This window comes from Paenibacillus sp. 7523-1, from assembly GCF_002276415.1.
GTDB lineage: Bacteria > Bacillota > Bacilli > Paenibacillales > Paenibacillaceae > Paenibacillus > Paenibacillus illinoisensis_A.
On record NZ_NPBR01000009.1, the window covers coordinates 154510 to 171887 of the forward strand.

Below are 17378 nucleotides of genomic sequence, written 5' to 3' on the forward strand. Positions count from 1 at the left end.
AATCTGAAATTAAAGCTAACAGACATGCAGCCATTCATCTGCTTGGATGTCCGCTCCGGGTAGAGATGCCAGCGGTGTGTTCTCACTATAGCGCCAATACTCTGCATTTGTAACTAGGCTGATGGAAGCAAACGTGGAATGCAACATTCTGCCCATAATTCGTAAAAATGGCCATGAACTTGCTTTAAAAGCCTGTCTGACTTCTCTGCTTCATGAATACCATTTGAGATGGTTAAAACCTAATTGTAAACGCCTTGACCTGTTGCAGTTCTCTACCCGTTAAAGTTATATGCAACGCGGTATGCAGCAGCTGTTTCAGCTTGAACACTTACCCCTTTAAACGCAAGTCATATGTTAAAGTTGCGGACGTTTTTACAGTATTAACCATAAAGATTACAAAATTGATACTATAGTCCGATAACGCATCAGTGAAAACCCGCGGCCTGGCAAGGTTTTCTGAAAAGTGCAGAAAAGCAAAAAAGGACATCAGTCCCCCCTTATAGGACTGTGCCCATTTATATTACTTTTACAAAAAACGAAATGAACACCGGGTCATCACCCTGAAGTCACGAATCTCTTACATCAAATGTAAAAAAGCACATCTTATTTCCTAAATTCTGACTCTATTATTTGGATTCCATAATTGTGTCCAATTTGCAAAAAAATTCCGGTTGCCGCTTTAGAGCATTCGGGATATGCTTATAAAACAAGAACACATGTTCCAAACTGTAAATAAAATGCATAAAATATGCGGCTGAATAGCTCTGTCTGTTCGTGAACAGCCGAATCACGGAATAAAGGAGAGACCCGTTATGTCCCGCAAAGATGGACGCGTCATTATGCTCGCAGACTGCCAGTCATTTTATGCCAGTGTGGAGAAATCGGCACATCCCGAATACAAAGACCGTCCCCTCGTCGTAGCGGGAGATCCAGCACGCCGTTCAGGCATCATCCTTGCGGCCTGCCCTATTGCCAAGTCTTATGGAATTACGACGGCTGAGCGACTGGGTGAAGCCCTTGCCAAATGCCCGAACGTTGTCGTCGTTCGCCCCCGGATGGAAGAATACATTCGCGTGTCACTGCACATCACCCGGATTCTTCAGTCCTACACTGACCTTGTTGAGCCTTACAGTATTGATGAGCAGTTTATCGATGTCACCGGAAGCCTGGAGCTGTTCGGCAGTCCGGAGACGATTGCTCGCAGCATCCAATCCAGGGTCATGGAGGAGACGGGCGTATATATTCGGATTGGCATCAGTGATACCAAAGTGGTGAGCAAAATGGCCTGTGACTTATATGCCAAAAAAGTCCCCGAGGGCATCTGTGTACTGAATCGTAAGGACATGGAGAAAACAATCTGGACCAAACCTGTCCGGGACATGTTCATGGTCGGTTCACGGATGGGGAAACATCTCTCTAACATGGGTATTCGTACAATAGGTGATCTGGCACAGACACCTCTGTCCAGACTGAGGGAACGCTGGGGAGTAAATGGTGAAGTCATATGGCGCATTGCCCGCGGTATGGACGATTCACCCGTGAAACCCGGGACATACACGCATCAGCAGCAGGGCATTGGACATCAGATGACGCTTCCCAGAGATTATGAGTCCTGGGAAGAGATCAAGGTTGTCCTGCTTGAGCTGGCAGAGCTCGTCTGTCGACGCTCCCGGGATAAATCTCTGATGGGTAACGTGGTCTCCGTGGGATGCCGAGGGCAGGATTACGACCGCCCAACTGGCTTCTCGCGCCAGATGAAGGTGAGCGAGCCAACCAACATTACGGATGAAGTCTATGATGCGGCCGCGGTGCTCTTCCTTCGCCATTGGGACCGATTACCCATCCGCCGCATCAGCATCTCACTGACCGGGCTGGTGCCTGATTCCGAAGTACAGTTGTCCTGGTTCGATGATCGTGAACGCAAAAGAGAACTGGAACGTGCCACAGATGACATCAAGCGCAAGTTCGGAGACACCGCCATCATGCGGGCTTCCTCGCTCTGCTCGTCTGCACAGGCACAGGACCGTTCCCATAAAATCGGAGGTCATTACAAATGAGTAAAAAACTACAGCAAAACGGACTCTTTGAGTCTTCGCGCATGATGCTTCCCGAACACCGGGAAGCTTACATTCTTCATCAGGAACAGCTTGCTCCCCGGACCCGTCCATCACTGGATGCTCAGGTAGCGGAAGAAATGTCCCGTTTGCTCAGCAACTCAATGATGCTTGGAGATGCGGTAACCATAACCCTGTTCCATGAACATGACGATATCCGATTTACTGGACAGGTACTGAAGCTGGACCCTACTGTACGTACGCTAAGGCTGCTGACATCAAACGGGACCCGGGACGTTCAGATGAATCTGATTACCAATGTGACACCGGCGAATGAATGACGCAGCAGATAACAAGTTCCAACGCTCAAGCTTATATCGGCAATAGGAACTACTCACTTCACCAACTCTAATTAGCGAATATTCCGCATTAGATGCAGCCGAATTGATGCATGCAGGACCGTTTTCCTACACTTCAATATGGCCTTCTCAGGTATCCAAACACCCATTCTCGCCGAAGCTGCCTTCGGCCCAAAGAAGCAAAATGACCGATATGTGATTCATCGGCCATTTTGGTGGGTATATGGGGAAATCTTTAGAAAAGACTCCAGTCAAATTCCTTGGAAAGGCGCTCCAGCAAATGTACGCCCGCAATGCTGTTCCCTTTTCGATTCAGTGCCGGTCCTACAAGACCAATGCCAAACTGGCCAGGAACAAGGGTGATAATTCCGCCGGATACTCCGCTCTTGGCAGGCAGCCCGACTTCAATGGCAAATTCACCCGATGCGTTATACATACCGCACGTCGTCATGAAGGTTTTGGCAATCTGTACATAACGGCGTGGAATGAGCTCATTTCCGGTAATCGGGTCTGTGCCATCATGAGCAAGCACCAGAGCCATACGCGCCAGATCCGCACAAGTCACCTCGATCGAGCAGTGACGGAAATAGACACAGAGCACATCTTCCACATCTTCCTTGATTACACCATTATGCTTCAAAAAGTAAGCCAGCGAACGGTTCAAGTGACCTGTCTCCGATTCGGACCGGAAGACCTCTTCGTTATAGTCCAGCCGATCATTGTTCGCGAGCTTGCGGAAAAACTCCAGAATTCGCCTTGATTTCTCTTCCTTACAGTCTCCCGCGACCAGGGAGGAGACCGTTATGGCTCCTGCATTGATCAGCGGATTAAACGGGATACCCGGTTCAACCAGCTCAAGTTTGATCATCGAATTGTAATCGTCACCCGTAGGTTCTTTTCCTACATTAAAGAAAACCGCTTCTTCCCCGTGATCCATTAGGGCCAGAATTAGGGTAAACACTTTGGAGATGCTCTGCATCGTAAAGGGTACACCGCAATCCCCGGCAGACACATGATTGCCTTCGGGGTCCATAATATGTATGCCCAGCTCATCCTGTGATGCCTTGACCAGCTCCGGGATATAGGAAGCGACCTTTCCCTGCCCTGTATGCAGACGACTGGTCTCCAGCCATTCCGGCAGTAATTCGTTCAGACGCTCCATTACCGTATTGCTCATCTCCATCCCCTCCATATCTCTGTGCAGCATTCTGCATCATTCCAAGCCGTATGAGCCCCATTGCCAGGTATAAGCAGAATGTGTATATATCATTACCCTTATGGCATGATCGGTTACCGACGCACCCTAAGGTTTAATTCCAGAATCTCGCCGGGGAGTCCTTCCATATCGCCTGTCCGTGTCGATACAAAGTTCTGTCTGGTTAATATTCGGCGGGATGCCACGTTGGATGGGTCAATGATCGCGTAGAGCACACCAATTCCCGCCGCCTGTGCTTTTAAAATGAGACGCGACGCAATGGACGTGCCATGACCTTGGCCCCAGTATTCAGGCAAAACCATATAGCCCATCTCTGCTCGGGACGAATCGGTTTCATCCGGAATGAGTTTTGCGTAAGCCAGCCCAGCTCCATTTGCATCTGATACTCGGTAATATCCGCAGCTGGATCCCAGATTATAATCAAGCATGGACCGGAATTGGTTCTTCGCTTCATCCTCCGGGAGCGTACGTTCTGTAATTTGTTTCATGACTTCCATATTGGAAACCAGAGCATAATAGTCTGCAAAATCAGGTTCAGCATATTTAACGAAGTTCATCGAAATCCTCCTCCAGCTCCGAACAGATGTTGTTGTCCTTTAATTCACCTAGAGTATAGCAGAAGCACAGGATACAATGCACGCTGCCCCCAAGCGATCTACTACCAACCAGTAGTATTCCCCTAACCCTATTGAAAAAAGCGGCCTCCGCAGAGACCGCCATTCATTTATTTAACATAGAACATTAAATTATAACGATATTCAAGATTCGAATTCACTCAGCTTGCCCGGGATGAAGGTTTGAGACTCATTTGACCCTCATGCTGACGTGTACGACGATTTTGACCCGGAGGTGTAATCATCAAGGCAAGCAGCAGGGAAACAGCACAGAGGATGGCAATAACGATAAACGTCAGATGGAATCCGCCCAGCAGGGCACTGATAAAGGATCCAGCCAGGGCTCCAATTCCAAATCCCTGATAGATGACGCCATAGTTTTTGCTCTGATTTTTCAGTCCGAAGTAATCCGCGACAATCGCCGGAAATACGGTAATGTTACCACCGAAACAGAACGCAACTGCAGCCACGCAGGCGAAGAACACGCCATAGGTCAGCGGAACGAGGCTTAGTATCATGACGGCAACTGCTGTAACCAGCAGTGCCCCGGCAATCACTTTCATCCGGCCTACTTTGTCCGACAAGGCCCCCAGAATGATACGCCCTGCCGTATTAAAGATCGCAACCATCGCTACGGCATTCGCGGCGGTAGCCACGTCAAGACCTGCCAGTTGTACGCCAATGTCTTTGACAATACCGATCAGATACAATCCGCTCATACAAGCCGTGAAGAAAATAACGAACAGCATATACGCTTCTTTGGTGCGAAGCATTTCTTTTACCGTGTACTGATGACGAATAACTTCTTCCTGCTTCGCCCCTTCAGTCTTGCTAACGGGAGCCTGTTCACGAACAACGGCTTCACGAATCAGGAAAGATCCGGCCACAATCAGGACCAGGACGATGATACCCCAATACATAAATGCCTGAGCAGGTCCTACAGCACCTATCAATGCCGAGTTCACATATTTAAACAACAGACTGCCTGTACCAAAAGCACCGACGGAAATACCCGAGATGAGACCTTTGCGTTCCGGAAACCATTTGATCAAGTTGGATAACGATGTAATGTATGCGGTCCCGTCTGCGAACCCAACCACGAATCCCGCCAAAATGTAGAGCAATGTTAATGAAGTAACCTGAGAACTGAGCACCAGTCCCAGACCAAGAACAATCCCTGCAACACGGATCAGGCGCTGAAGTCCCCATCGTTCCTGCAAACGGCCTGCAAACAGCGTAGCAAATGCGAGTGCAAAACTCGTGATCGAAAAAGTTATCGCGACCGAGCTGACGTCCCATCCGAAACGGTCAGACAGCGGTTGATTAAATAAACTCCAGGTGTAGATGGTTCCAAGGCCCATTTGTACAATAATTGTTCCCAGTACAATAAGCCAACGATTCATTTTTATGGATGTCGATGCTGAATTAGGTGCTGATGAAATAGCTGCTTTCATCGTGATCTCCCCTTTGCCGATGTCATGTCTGAGCACATTGTCCATCATTTGGTGAATGACAATGCTGCTTTGAATGCGTTCACAAGCTAATCATACATGAAAGGGGATTCATAACACCGATTTAAGCATGAGTTGCACCATAGACGGAATGAAATGCCTCTATATGCGCATGAGCTGCCTGAATTCCTTGACCTTCCCCCGGCTAACCGGCACTTCCGCTTCCAAATCGCGCAGACGGAGCAGATAGGTATTGTTAAACCAGGGTACAATTTCACGAATTTGAGACAGATTGACCAGGTAAGAACGGTGACAGCGGAAAAAGGACTCCTGAGGCAGTCGGCCATGAAAATCCGAAATGCTCACTGGCATCGTAAACTCACCATTTTTGGTATACACCTTTGTTACTTTCTCTTGTGCTTCCGCATAATAAATGTCGGCTGTATCCGTTACGATAATGTTCTCGTTTCGCAGCAGGTTAATTCGTATTCCACTTCCGGCGACTGATGCTTTTGGCGGTGATCCTTGTACGGAAGTGTCATCCGTCACTTGAGCCTGCACATGTTCAACCAATCCCTCTCCCGCATGATCGCGTTTGAAGGCATTCTCCAGCTTGAGCAGCATGGCGGCAATTCGTTTCTCATCATAAGGCTTCAGAATGTAGTCAAAGGCTTCTAGCTCGAATGCCTCAGCTGCATGCTCCTTATAAGCAGTCGTAAAGACGATATAAGGCTTACTGGCGAACTTCCCAATATGATGGGCCAGCATCATGCCGTCCAGAGATGGAATGTTAATATCGAGAAAAATAACGTCGACTTCCTGCTCCTGCAGAAATTTTAGTACATCCAGTCCATCTTCCAGGCAGGCAACCACTTCAATCTCACTATGTTCCTGGATCAAATAATTCAATTCTTCACTTGCAGGAATTTCATCTTCCACGATAAGGGCTCTCATAGACCAATCACCTTGTCACGACATCTCCTTTGGGTACATCAAAAATAATATCCGTTCCTTGCTCCAGCCGCGTAATAGTTACACCTTGTCCATAAATGAGCTTCACCCGCCGATGAACATTATATAGACCAATCTGATTCCCCGGCATCCGGTCATGATAGACCTTCTCAATGATATCGGGGTTGATACCAGCACCGGTGTCACTGACTCCTATTCGTACAAAATCAGGGTAATCCTGTACCCGAATCCGCACTGTACCAGGACCCTTGACCTTGAGGACACCATGCATGATGGCATTTTCAACAAGTGGCTGAATGACCAGACTTGGAATATGCACCGCCACTTCATCAATCTCATAGATCACGTTAAGCCTGCTGCCATAACGGGCTTTCTCAATCTCCACATAATTGCGGACCTGCTCCAGCTCCTTATGGATATCGATTAGCTCATCCGACAGCTCCAGATTGTAGCGCATATATCCCGACAGATTCACAATCAGCTCCCGTGCCCGGTCAGGCTTCGTTCGAATCGAAGAAGCAATCGCGTTCAGCGCATTAAAGAGAAAATGAGGATGAATGGTTGTCTGCAATGCCCGCAGTTCCGCTTTGTTGGCGGCTGCCTTAATCTCTTCGACCCGGGATACTTCCATCTGAGTGGAAATAATCTGGGATAGTCCCACGGCCATCGTTTGCAGTGGATACGTAATTTTGTAGGCTTTACGGTAATAAATCTTCAGCGCTCCCGTGACCTCGCTCCTCTCCTTGAGCGGAATAATCAGCAGGGAATGGATATCCGGTGTTTTCTCATCGGTCACATCATTACTGATCGTAATCTCTCCGCTCGAGATCGTCTGCTTCGTCATCTCGCTAATGATCTCATTGCCGATGTGATATCGTTCTTCCCCGAACCCGACATAGGCGAGAACATTGCGAGTATTCGTAATGGCAACAGCATCAGCCTGAATATCCTCCTGAATAATGCGACAGATGGTCCGCAAGGAATCCTCATCGATGGAGCGGAAGTAGGGCAGCGTTTTGTTCGCAATTTCCAAGGCCAGTTTGGCCTGGCGTGCTGCGATCATTTCCTTTTCCCCTTCCACACTCTGCACCAGCAGTACGATCAGTCCAATATTGACTTCACCCAGAATCATGGGCAATGCAATCTTGGATACAATGTCCGCACCGAGCGGGTCCGGGTAGGAATATAGCAGAATCAGCAGCATCGTAAGTGCTTCACAGATCATCCCGGCCGCAATACCAACCATCCACCGCTTCGACTTGGGTGTGTATTTGCGAATGTAACCCGACACCAGACCGGCAATGATACTCGTAATGAGACACGGAATGGCCGTAATCCCATCCATATCAATCAAATACCGGTGCACTCCCGAGACTATCCCCGTAATAATCCCTACAGGCGCTCCAAACAAAATGCCACCCGACAAAACGGCAATAATCCGCACATTCACCAGTGAACCTTCCACATTGATCCCGGTATAGGTGCCAAAGATCGCAAAAGCACAGAATAACAGTGTCACCGCCACATATTCCTGCGGCCTTAGTTTTCCCTTCTGCAAAATCTGTCTAAAACGAGGTACCCTCGATAAAAAGAATAAAAAGATAATTAGCAGCGCCGCCCGCTCAAATAAACCCAGCAGCATCGTAAACATTTCCATGAAGACCGCTTCCTCCAAATCCATCAAAATCCAGCGTTATGCCTTATGCCTTAATATTGCATCTCCAGTTTTTGTTCCATTTTGCATGATCCTATGAATGCTCTTTTTGCCTTTATCCCTTTTTGCTCGTATGCACCAGTTTACCGCTCTGCCAAGGAGAAAGCAAAGTCATCAGGTGGAAATGAGAAGTAAAAGGATGCAATGGAGAATCATTTGTTCCATTCAGACAGACTTTAAGGAATCCGTTACACCTTATTACGAGAATTAGTGTGGAATGAAAACTTTAACGAACCTATACGACGCTATAGAAGTAAAAAACTGCTATTAACATCCGCGAAAGACGAAATAACAACTCTACGATTCATTACGACACCGAACCCGAAGAATTTACCCGGATAACGTACGCTCAGTTCGTTACAACTATTTTAGCTTTTCGTTGAAAGATGTCCTTAAGATGCATCACGGACGATTGGTCTGATGCCTACCATCAAAAAAGGCAGCCCATAAGTCAATTTCCTGACTTATGGGCTACCCCGCCCTTTAACCAACCTACACCCTCGATGTAGGTTGAGTTTTTATAAAATAAATATTGGATAACACAGTAGCGGAGAGTGCAGTACCAATCTGGAGAAGCAAAGCGCTCGCCTTTATTCCCGGATTTCCCCATTCAAAAAGGGCGTTCAAAAAAATCCGGGAATAACAGCGATCGGAAGATGGTACTGCAATCGTAGCGGCCACGTGTGCTGTCCTGCATGCATTTTATTATCCTCAACCTACAGCGACCTCACCGAAACATCCCCCACAGCTTAATCAAATGAAACGTATTGTTAGGATCAATCTTCTGAGCGATGACGAAGGCAACGAACTGCTCCTCCTGAGCTGAGGAGAAATTTTCATTCAAGATGACAGCAGATGACTTGACCAATCTTCTAACCTTTGCCCGATCCTGAAGGTCGGACTTCGTAATTCCGTCAATCAGCTTTTTAATGCGATCTTTGACAGCAGGATTCTTCATCTTTAATTTGATCCGCTCCACCAGCTGCGGACTAATTCCATATTGTTGATAACCCAAAACGTACAGCACCTCCCAAAAATGAACTCACTTTCTATTCATATGACGGGAGGGCTTGTTTACTTGACTTTTTTCGCACGAATTGCAGGAAAGCAATGCATCCAGGCCACAATCAATCGATCAGATCACCCTGGAATACCTGCTGCTGCTGTAAATACTCTCGCAAAGCCGTATAGTCCACAGATGTCCAGAAATTCGGATCGCTGATCAAACTGGACACATCATCCCTCGCTTGCTCCAATACGGCAAAGTCTGCAACCATATCCGCCAGGCGAAATTCCGGTAATCCACTCTGTTTGGTCCCGAAGAAATCCCCCGGTCCCCGCAGATCGAGATCACGGCGAGAAACTTCAAAGCCATCCTCCGTTTCGGTCATGACCTTCATGCGCTCCTGCCCAACCTCTGTTTTGGGATCGGCGATGAGCACGCAATAGGACGCGTGGGCACCCCGGCCCACACGGCCGCGAAGCTGATGCAGCTGGGACAGGCCAAAACGGTCCGCATCCATGATAATCATTAACGTAGCATTCGGTACATCGACGCCGACTTCCACCACGGTGGTGGAGACGAGGAGCTGAATATCGTTGCTGTAGAACGCACGCATCACCTCTTCTTTCTCCCCAGCGGTCATCCGTCCATGCAGCAGGCCCACACGATAATTCGGAAAGTTCTGCTGCATCTGCACATGCAGATCAATCGCATTTTGAACATCCAGCTTCTCGGATTCCTCAATTAAAGGGCATATAAGATAAGCCTGACGGCCCTGATCCACTTCGCGGGAAATGAAACCGAGCACACGCTCCATCATGTCATGTTTAACCCAATAGGTGGAGATCGGAATTCGTCCCTTCGGCCGTTCCGAGATCGTGGATACTTCAATATCCCCAAATGCCGTAATCGCCAGCGTCCGCGGAATCGGAGTCGCCGTCATGGTTAACACATCGGGATTATATCCTTTTCGCCGCAAAATGCTGCGCTGGTTCACCCCGAAGCGGTGCTGCTCGTCCGTAACGACGAGACCAAGATCACGGAAGAATACATCTTCCTGAATCAATGCATGGGTACCTACCACGATATCAATCATCCCCATTTGCAGCGAAGCGATCAGATCCTTGCGTTTCCGTCCATTCACGCTGCCGGTTAGAAGGCCCACCGTTACGCCAAAAGGTTCAAACAGCTTTTGTAATGATCGCATATGCTGCTCGGCCAGAATCTCGGTAGGAACCATTAGAGCTCCCTGGAAACCGGAACGAACCGAGGTATACAGCGCTATGGCTGCAATCACCGTTTTACCCGAACCCACATCGCCTTGCAGCAAGCGATTCATGGAATAAGGTGAACGCATATCATGAAGGATTTCCAGTTCCACCTTCTTCTGAGCATCTGTCAGTTCAAACGGCAGACTGCGCACAAACTCGCGAATGGTAGCATTATCCGTTGTATGCACAACCCCATCCATTCGATTTCTGTTCAATGCGCGATAGGCCTGCATCTTCAGCTGGAACAAAAATAATTCTTCATAGACCATGCGCTGTCTGGCCTGTTGGCCTTCCCGATTATCCTGCGGACGATGAATCCCCGCGATAGCCTGTTTACGAGGCATCAGTCCGTATTTCTTCATAAGAGATGGAGGTAAAATCTCGGGAATCATGTCTCCAAATTGGATCAACCCCTGATTAATTGTCTTGCGCATCCAGGATTGCGTCAGCTTGCCCGTTACCGAGTAGACCGGCTGCAGCGTACCTGAACGGCCATCTCCCTTATCCGGAAACTCCGAATCCGAGACGGTCATCTGCATGCGCTTTTGTTCCCACTTCCCGGTAAGCACAATTTCGCGGTTCGGCGTAAGCTGGTCTTTTAGAAAATGACGATTAAACCAGGTTGCCGTAATCATCCACTCTTCTGTCATCACCTTGCAGGTGAGACGGGACTTTTTACCATAGCGCTGCAACACCGGAATACCCATGATCTTACCCTGGACCGTAATCTTGTCCCCGTCTTTCACTTCACTAAGAGAGCGCAGACGATAATCCTCATAACGGAACGGATAGTACTCAAGCAGGTCTTTAACACTAGAGATGCCAAAGGCGTGAAGCTCTCCCTCTTTGAGAGCACTCACGCCGTTAATTTGCTTAACCGATATTTCTTCCAATTTCATGTCTAATCCCTCATTCCGGAACAGGCCACATAAAGATGGCAATAACGCCAGGCCCAACATGGCTGCCAATAACGGCTCCAATATTGGTGTACACCACTTCATTCAGTGTAAAATGCCCACGCAGCTGCTCTGCACAAGCAATCGCTGATCCGGGGTCTGCGGTATGGCCCACGGCCACGTTCACACGCTTACCCGCAAGGTCCTGCTGAAACAGCTCAATAATGCGTGCCATTGCTTTTTTGTGTCCTCTGACTTTTTCAACAGCGTATATGACACCTTCCTCATCAATGGACAAGATGGGCTTAATATTCAGCAAGGTGCCCAGAAAAGCCGCAGCCTTTCCGATTCGCCCGCCTTTTTGCAGATACTCCAGTGTATCCACAAGGAAAAACAGCTTGCGGCTCTTCTGCATGGCTTCCACAGCTGCAGCAATCTCGACTGCCGACTTGCCTTGACTCGCGAGTTCAGCTGCCTGAACAACCATCAGACCATATCCATAAGATGCCGACTTGGAGTCCAGCACCGTAATGTCGCCCTCGCGCTCCAGCAGAGATTTGCCCAGTAGTGCCGATTGATAGGTTCCACTCATGCCTGATGACAGGTGAATCGAGACAATCGGACGTTCCGGGTCTTCATCCAGCAGAGTCTGGTAGATGTTCATGAATTCGGTTGGCGAAGGCTGTGACGTTGTAGGTAACGCCGAAGCCTTCTCCAATTTGGCATAAAACTGTTCCGAAGTCAGATCAACGCCGTCTGCATAACTTTCTTCACCAAACAGAACGCGCAGTGGAACCACATGAATTCCGTATTTACGGACAAGCTCTTCCGGTATATCTGCGGTACTGTCTGTTACAATCGCAATCTTATGGCTCAAGCGAGATCTCCTCCTTGCGTGAGTGTACTATCAGGACTCCACAGAGAACAAATAATAATAAACGGGCTGTCCTCCGGAATGCACCTCCACCTCAGCATCAGGATATTGCGACTCCAGCCATGCTGCAAGTGCAGCAGTAACCTCAGAGTCAGCTTCTTCCCCTTCGAGGATGGTAACCACTTCATCTCCACTCTCCATCATCTGCTGCAGCAACCCTTCACACGCACGCAGCATGCTTTCATCTGTCGCAACGATTTTGGAATTATGGATACCAATGTAATGGCCTGCCTTGATATCCAGCTCATCGTACTGAGTATCTCTTACAGCATGAGTAACCTGACCCGACTGCACTCGGCCAATGGCTTCCAGCATCTGATCACGGTTGGTATCAGCAGACTCATCCTCTTGGAAGGCAAACGCAGCTGCCATTCCTTGCGGAATGGTTTTGCTCGGGATCACCGTGATCCGGCGTTCGTCTTCAAGCAGTTCTCGTGCCTGTTCGGCAGCAAGAACAATATTGGAATTGTTCGGCAAAATAAATACCTGTTCCGCAGCGATCGAGCGAACTGCATTCACAAAGTCCTCAGTACTCGGGTTCATCGTCTGTCCGCCGGACAGAACGACATCCACTCCGAGGCTTTGGAAGATTTCCGCAATACCCTCGCCTGAAGATACAGCGATAAAACCATACGGAGCCATCTCGTCTGCCGGAGGTACTGCCTCTTCATGACTGCGCGTCGTTTCAGGCGGAATCTCTGCAAACAATTCAGGAGAAGGCGCAATGTCCATGCCCGCCGTTAGCAGATCCCGGTGCTGTTCACGCATGTTCAAAATGTGAATCTGAGTAATTTCGCCGTAACGAAGTGCCAGATTCAGTACATCTCCAGGTGTCTTGGAGTGCACATGCACTTTGATCACTTCGTCGTCAGCAATAATGATGATGGAATCTCCATTAACTGACAACGCTTTCCGGAATGCCTCATCATCGAATGCCACGCCTGCATTATCTCCGAGCTGGCGGTTAATGAAAAATTCCATATCATACAGGAATTCGATATCTTCCGTTTCCAGTCTAGCCTGTGCAGACAACGGCATCTCTGGAGCAATGACCTGCTGTGCAGGCTTCGCAGGTACCTCTTCTGCCGGTACAGCCGGTTTCAATGCGGACGATGCCACAGATGGTTGTACTTCTTTTTGCAGGGATGCACGGCTAACACCGTCGGTCTGCAGCAGAACTTCCATAAAACCTTCGTAAATATATACAAGCCCCTGTCCACCCGAATCCACGACGCCAACCTGTTTTAGTACAGGCAGCAATTCCGGAGTCGTTGCCAGTGCCTCTTTTGCTTTTAACAATACTTCATTCATTAATTCGGTAATATCATTCGTCCGTCTTGCATAGTAGCTGGCATGTTTCGCTGCTTCCTTAGCCACGGTAAGAATGGTTCCTTCAACAGGCTTCACGACAGCTTTGTACGCTGCGTCTACGCCATTTTGGAGGGCTGCTGCAAATTGGAGCGTATTCAGTTCCTCATAAGGAGCAGCTGAACGACTGAACCCACGGAACAACTGCGATAAAATAACGCCAGAATTCCCCCGTGCACCCATAAGCAGGCCTTTCGATAAAATACCGGCAGCTTCTCCGATGGAGGCAGAACTCTTGCGTTTAATCTCTGCAACTCCCGCACTCATTGTCAAATTCATGTTCGTTCCCGTGTCGCCATCCGGCACAGGGAAAACATTCAGGGAATTGACGTGCTCTGCATGCTGTCCAAGTTGTTCCGCGCCGGCAAGTACCATTGCGGTAAAATCTGTTCCATTTAAAGAACGTATACTCAAGTGAGAATTCCCCTTCCTAGCTTGATACACGAACATCTTGCACCAAGATGTTAACTGGTCTGTTCATGCGTTGACGCTTCTGCGTCATTCTTCGTCCACACCTTGTCCGGCAAAGGCATACAATTCAACATGTCATCCGGATCTACGGTCTGGGCGGCCGAGCCACCGATATCTTGCAACCGCTGAAGCCCGAGTTCGGGGCATACGGATATGCACCGGTATCGAGAGCCGGCATGAATGCCGCATGGAGACTGGTGCCAGTGATGGAAATGTCACAGCGCACAGCGTTGCCAAATTGCAGACCACCGACCTCTTGGGACGGTCAAATCTCCGGCTTTCTCGCGGCAACAGCCTGTTCACCGCTGTATTATGGACTATTCAACATTGTACTATATTAGGCAGGAGAAATAAATAAAGTTTTTGGATCAGTTGACGAAGCTTTTTTGGGTATGATATTATATTCAAGTATTGTTTTATGCAGGTTAAGTAATGGAAATGATCCGGCCATGCCGGCTTGAACAACGCCATTAGCTACTGGAGCCTGACCACTATGGTCAGGAAGAACAATTTAGCCTTTAAGGAATGACTTTCGTCTCTCCGAAGGCAACTGGTTATTTTAGGATAGGAGGTGTAATCTATGTCTCGCAAATGTTATGTGACAGGTAAGAAACCGGGCACCGGTAACCACGTATCCCACGCTAACAACCGTAACCGTCGTTCTTGGGGCGTAAACGTTCAGAAGGTCCGCATTCTCGTGAACGGTAAACCAAAACGTGTATACGTAAGCACCCGTGCACTGAAAGCCGGTAAAGTGACTCGCGTATAATCACGCAAAGCTACTATAAATCGGATAAGCAAAAAGCACCTTGTTCCTTGCAGGTGCTTTTTTGGTATTCAAAAAAGTACATAAATACCTGCACAAGCATGTGAATGCCCGCCGCATGGCACTTCTCAGGTCGGATTCCCCAATCGTCCTGAAGCCATAGCGGCGGTATTCGCCTTTTGAGCCTGCTCTCGATCTTATCAGTTCTTTTGAAACGTATTAAGGATCGCCTTTACAAACCCTCCCAAAAACTTCGGCAGTTTGAATGTGTAAAATTTCATACTTCACCCTCCCCATCATGCTCATGCATCCGCCGTATCCTATGCTTCAGGGCCTTCTTCACCTTAAACACGACAAAAAAGGCTACATGAGAAACCTGCTCATGTAACCATATTTATGCGGAACCACCTGTCCCTATTCCAACATGACGAGCCCGAAGAACAGCTCATTTACGTTTGGGCAGGAACAAATTGATAGACAGCGATCATGAATACACTCAGCAAGTAATACAGTATGCTGAATATGACGAAGGTAACACGCGATCGTGTGCGATCAAACTTTCGAAAATACATAATGACAACGCCCACGCCAATCAGTGAAGTAAGCGCATTGTATGGGGATTGAATGACTGCAAATAAAGCGAGCACCAGTCCCGTTACAAGGCTCGCAGCCATTGTCCACAGCGTCTCCTTAAGGCCCATAGATCAGCCTCCGTAGCTGCTACGGATTTCGGCAATAGCGGCTGCACGGTCCTCACGTCCGAATACCGCACTACCTGCGACGAGTACATCCGCGCCTGCTTCTACAACGAGTGGTGCTGTATCGGCTGCAATTCCACCGTCCACTTCGATGTGTACGTCATGGCGTCCTTTTTCATTCAGCCAGCTGCGAATTTGTCTGATTTTGTTCATGGTTCCCGAGATGAACGCTTGTCCGCCAAACCCAGGATTCACGGTCATGACCAGAACCATGTCCACGTCATCAAGCACTTCCTGAATGGCACTGGCAGGTGTCCCTGGATTCAGAGCAACTCCCGCCTTAACTCCCTGTTCCTTAATCAGATGAATCACACGGTGCAAATGCACACATGCCTCGGCATGAACGGTAATAACAGCCGCTCCTGCTTTGGCAAATTCTTCAACATACCGTTCCGGATTCTCAATCATCAGATGTACATCCAGTGGCAGGTTGGTATGTGGCGCAATAGCTTTCACAATGGCAGGACCCAGCGTAATATTCGGAACGAAATGACCGTCCATGACATCAACGTGAATCCAGTCGCCTCCAGCAGCTTGCGCCTCAGCTACCTCAGCACCAAGACGTGCAAAATCTGCAGATAAGATGGATGGAGCAATTTTAATCATAATTAGTACCTCCGCTTCTTGTCTTTCATTTCTGTAAGGAACTGCTCATAATGCTTGTAACGGCTGTCGGAGATTAGACCCTCCTCCTTGGCTGCAAGTACTCGGCACTGGGGCTCATGTGTATGGGTACAGCCGCGGAATTTGCACTGATCCGCATACTGGGCAAATTCACGGAAACAGGTGGATAATTCCTCCACACCAATCTCGAGAAAGTCCAGTTGGCTGAATCCGGGTGTATCTGCTACAAATCCGCCGTTATCCAGCGGGATCAATTCAACGTGCCTAGTCGTATGTCTGCCGCGGCCAAGACGCATACTGATTTCACTCGTTTCGAGTGTCAGCCCTGGCATCAGGGCATTAAGCATGGAAGACTTACCTACACCGGACTGACCCGAGAACACACTAATCTTTCCTGCGAGGCGTTCTTTGAGCAGTTCATTGCCCTCTCCTGTTCGCGAGCTGGTCGAGATGACTTCATACCCAATCTGTTCATAGAGAGCCTTAACCTCAGCCACAGTGTCCCTGGTATCCTTCTCTGGATCTACGAGGTCCTGCTTCGTTAATACAATTAGAGCATCCAATCCTGCCTGCTCAATATGTACGAGAAATTTGTCCAGTAGATTGAGGTTCATGTCCGGTTCCTTAACGGAGAACAGAAGAACAGCCAGACTGACATTCGCAACAGGAGGACGAATTAACTCCGTCTCCCGTTCCCGAATCTCATCTACTGTTCCTTCGCCATTCTCTGTCAGCATATAGCTGACGCGATCACCGACAAGCGGAGATACGCCTCTCTTTTTGAATATGCCTCTCGCTCGGCATTGAACGGCGGAGCCTTCAACCGAAGGCACCCCGTTTTCTAACAGTGGCATGACATAATAGTAACCGCTTAGCGCTTTTACGATGATACCTTCAGGCATAGCTC

General features: G+C 48.5%; 18 protein-coding genes. 4 read left to right on the forward strand and 14 right to left on the reverse strand.

Annotated features, from left to right (window positions below; genetic code table 11):
* Window positions 1-15: 15 nt before the first annotated feature.
* Window positions 16-156: a hypothetical protein gene (locus CHH60_RS29770; RefSeq protein WP_176476036.1), complete on the reverse strand. Its 141-nt coding sequence runs from the start codon at window positions 154-156 to the stop codon at window positions 16-18.
* Between the two features lie 656 nt (window positions 157-812).
* Here CHH60_RS29770 and CHH60_RS11670 point away from each other — a divergent pair.
* Window positions 813-2057: a DNA polymerase IV gene (locus CHH60_RS11670; RefSeq protein ID WP_095359337.1), complete on the forward strand. Its 1245-nt coding sequence runs from the start codon at window positions 813-815 to the stop codon at window positions 2055-2057.
* The gene (locus CHH60_RS11675; protein WP_095359338.1) at window positions 2054-2395 is read left to right on the forward strand and encodes a YolD-like family protein; all 342 of its coding nucleotides are present in this window, start codon (window positions 2054-2056) and stop codon (window positions 2393-2395) included. Before CHH60_RS11670 ends, CHH60_RS11675 begins: the two co-directional genes overlap by 4 nt.
* Before the next feature lie 253 nt (window positions 2396-2648).
* On the opposite strand, the gene glsA is transcribed toward CHH60_RS11675, so the two are convergent.
* The 9 genes from glsA to CHH60_RS11720 form a co-directional block, all read right to left on the reverse strand.
* Window positions 2649-3590, reverse strand: a complete 942-nt coding sequence (glsA, locus tag CHH60_RS11680) for a glutaminase A (RefSeq protein ID WP_095359339.1) — start codon at window positions 3588-3590, stop codon at window positions 2649-2651.
* A 113-nt stretch (window positions 3591-3703) separates the two neighbouring features.
* Window positions 3704-4186 carry a GNAT family N-acetyltransferase gene (locus CHH60_RS11685; protein ID WP_095359340.1) on the reverse strand — a complete coding sequence of 161 codons (483 nt, stop codon included), beginning with the start codon at window positions 4184-4186 and terminating at the stop codon, window positions 3704-3706.
* 218 nt (window positions 4187-4404) lie between these two features.
* Entirely contained in the window at window positions 4405-5646 is a 1242-nt protein-coding gene (locus CHH60_RS11690; RefSeq protein WP_095359397.1) for an L-lactate MFS transporter, read from the reverse strand.
* A gap of 210 nt (window positions 5647-5856) precedes the next feature.
* Entirely contained in the window at window positions 5857-6648 is a 792-nt protein-coding gene (locus tag CHH60_RS11695) for a LytR/AlgR family response regulator transcription factor (RefSeq protein WP_095359341.1), read from the reverse strand.
* 7 nt (window positions 6649-6655) lie between these two features.
* Window positions 6656-8323, reverse strand: a complete 1668-nt coding sequence (locus CHH60_RS11700) for a sensor histidine kinase (RefSeq protein WP_176476037.1) — start codon at window positions 8321-8323, stop codon at window positions 6656-6658.
* A gap of 784 nt (window positions 8324-9107) precedes the next feature.
* Window positions 9108-9395 carry a stage VI sporulation protein F gene (locus CHH60_RS11705; RefSeq protein WP_095359342.1) on the reverse strand — a complete coding sequence of 96 codons (288 nt, stop codon included), beginning with the start codon at window positions 9393-9395 and terminating at the stop codon, window positions 9108-9110.
* Between the two features lie 112 nt (window positions 9396-9507).
* Window positions 9508-11553: an ATP-dependent DNA helicase RecG gene (gene recG, locus CHH60_RS11710; protein WP_095359343.1), complete on the reverse strand. Its 2046-nt coding sequence runs from the start codon at window positions 11551-11553 to the stop codon at window positions 9508-9510.
* 10 nt (window positions 11554-11563) lie between these two features.
* Window positions 11564-12427, reverse strand: coding sequence for a DegV family protein (locus CHH60_RS11715; protein WP_095359344.1), 864 nt, complete (start codon window positions 12425-12427; stop codon window positions 11564-11566).
* Between the two features lie 30 nt (window positions 12428-12457).
* Window positions 12458-14266: a DAK2 domain-containing protein gene (locus CHH60_RS11720; RefSeq protein ID WP_095359345.1), complete on the reverse strand. Its 1809-nt coding sequence runs from the start codon at window positions 14264-14266 to the stop codon at window positions 12458-12460.
* Between the two features lie 173 nt (window positions 14267-14439).
* Here CHH60_RS11720 and CHH60_RS29555 point away from each other — a divergent pair, with 173 nt between their 5' ends.
* The gene (locus CHH60_RS29555) at window positions 14440-14664 is read left to right on the forward strand and encodes a hypothetical protein (protein ID WP_141236705.1); all 225 of its coding nucleotides are present in this window, start codon (window positions 14440-14442) and stop codon (window positions 14662-14664) included.
* Window positions 14665-14903: 239 nt separating this feature from the next.
* Window positions 14904-15092: a 50S ribosomal protein L28 gene (rpmB, locus tag CHH60_RS11725; protein ID WP_024631107.1), complete on the forward strand. Its 189-nt coding sequence runs from the start codon at window positions 14904-14906 to the stop codon at window positions 15090-15092.
* Between the two features lie 197 nt (window positions 15093-15289).
* Here rpmB and spoVM read toward each other — a convergent pair whose 3' ends face one another.
* The 4 genes from spoVM to rsgA form a co-directional block, all read right to left on the reverse strand.
* Window positions 15290-15370, reverse strand: coding sequence for a stage V sporulation protein SpoVM (gene spoVM / locus CHH60_RS11730; RefSeq protein WP_019424875.1), 81 nt, complete (start codon window positions 15368-15370; stop codon window positions 15290-15292).
* Between the two features lie 168 nt (window positions 15371-15538).
* The gene (locus CHH60_RS11735; RefSeq protein ID WP_095359346.1) at window positions 15539-15790 is read right to left on the reverse strand and encodes a hypothetical protein; all 252 of its coding nucleotides are present in this window, start codon (window positions 15788-15790) and stop codon (window positions 15539-15541) included.
* Window positions 15791-15793: 3 nt separating this feature from the next.
* The gene (rpe, locus tag CHH60_RS11740) at window positions 15794-16453 is read right to left on the reverse strand and encodes a ribulose-phosphate 3-epimerase (protein WP_095290279.1); all 660 of its coding nucleotides are present in this window, start codon (window positions 16451-16453) and stop codon (window positions 15794-15796) included.
* Window positions 16454-16455: 2 nt separating this feature from the next.
* Window positions 16456-17373: a ribosome small subunit-dependent GTPase A gene (rsgA, locus tag CHH60_RS11745; RefSeq protein WP_095290277.1), complete on the reverse strand. Its 918-nt coding sequence runs from the start codon at window positions 17371-17373 to the stop codon at window positions 16456-16458.
* Between the last annotated feature and the right edge of the window lie 5 nt (window positions 17374-17378).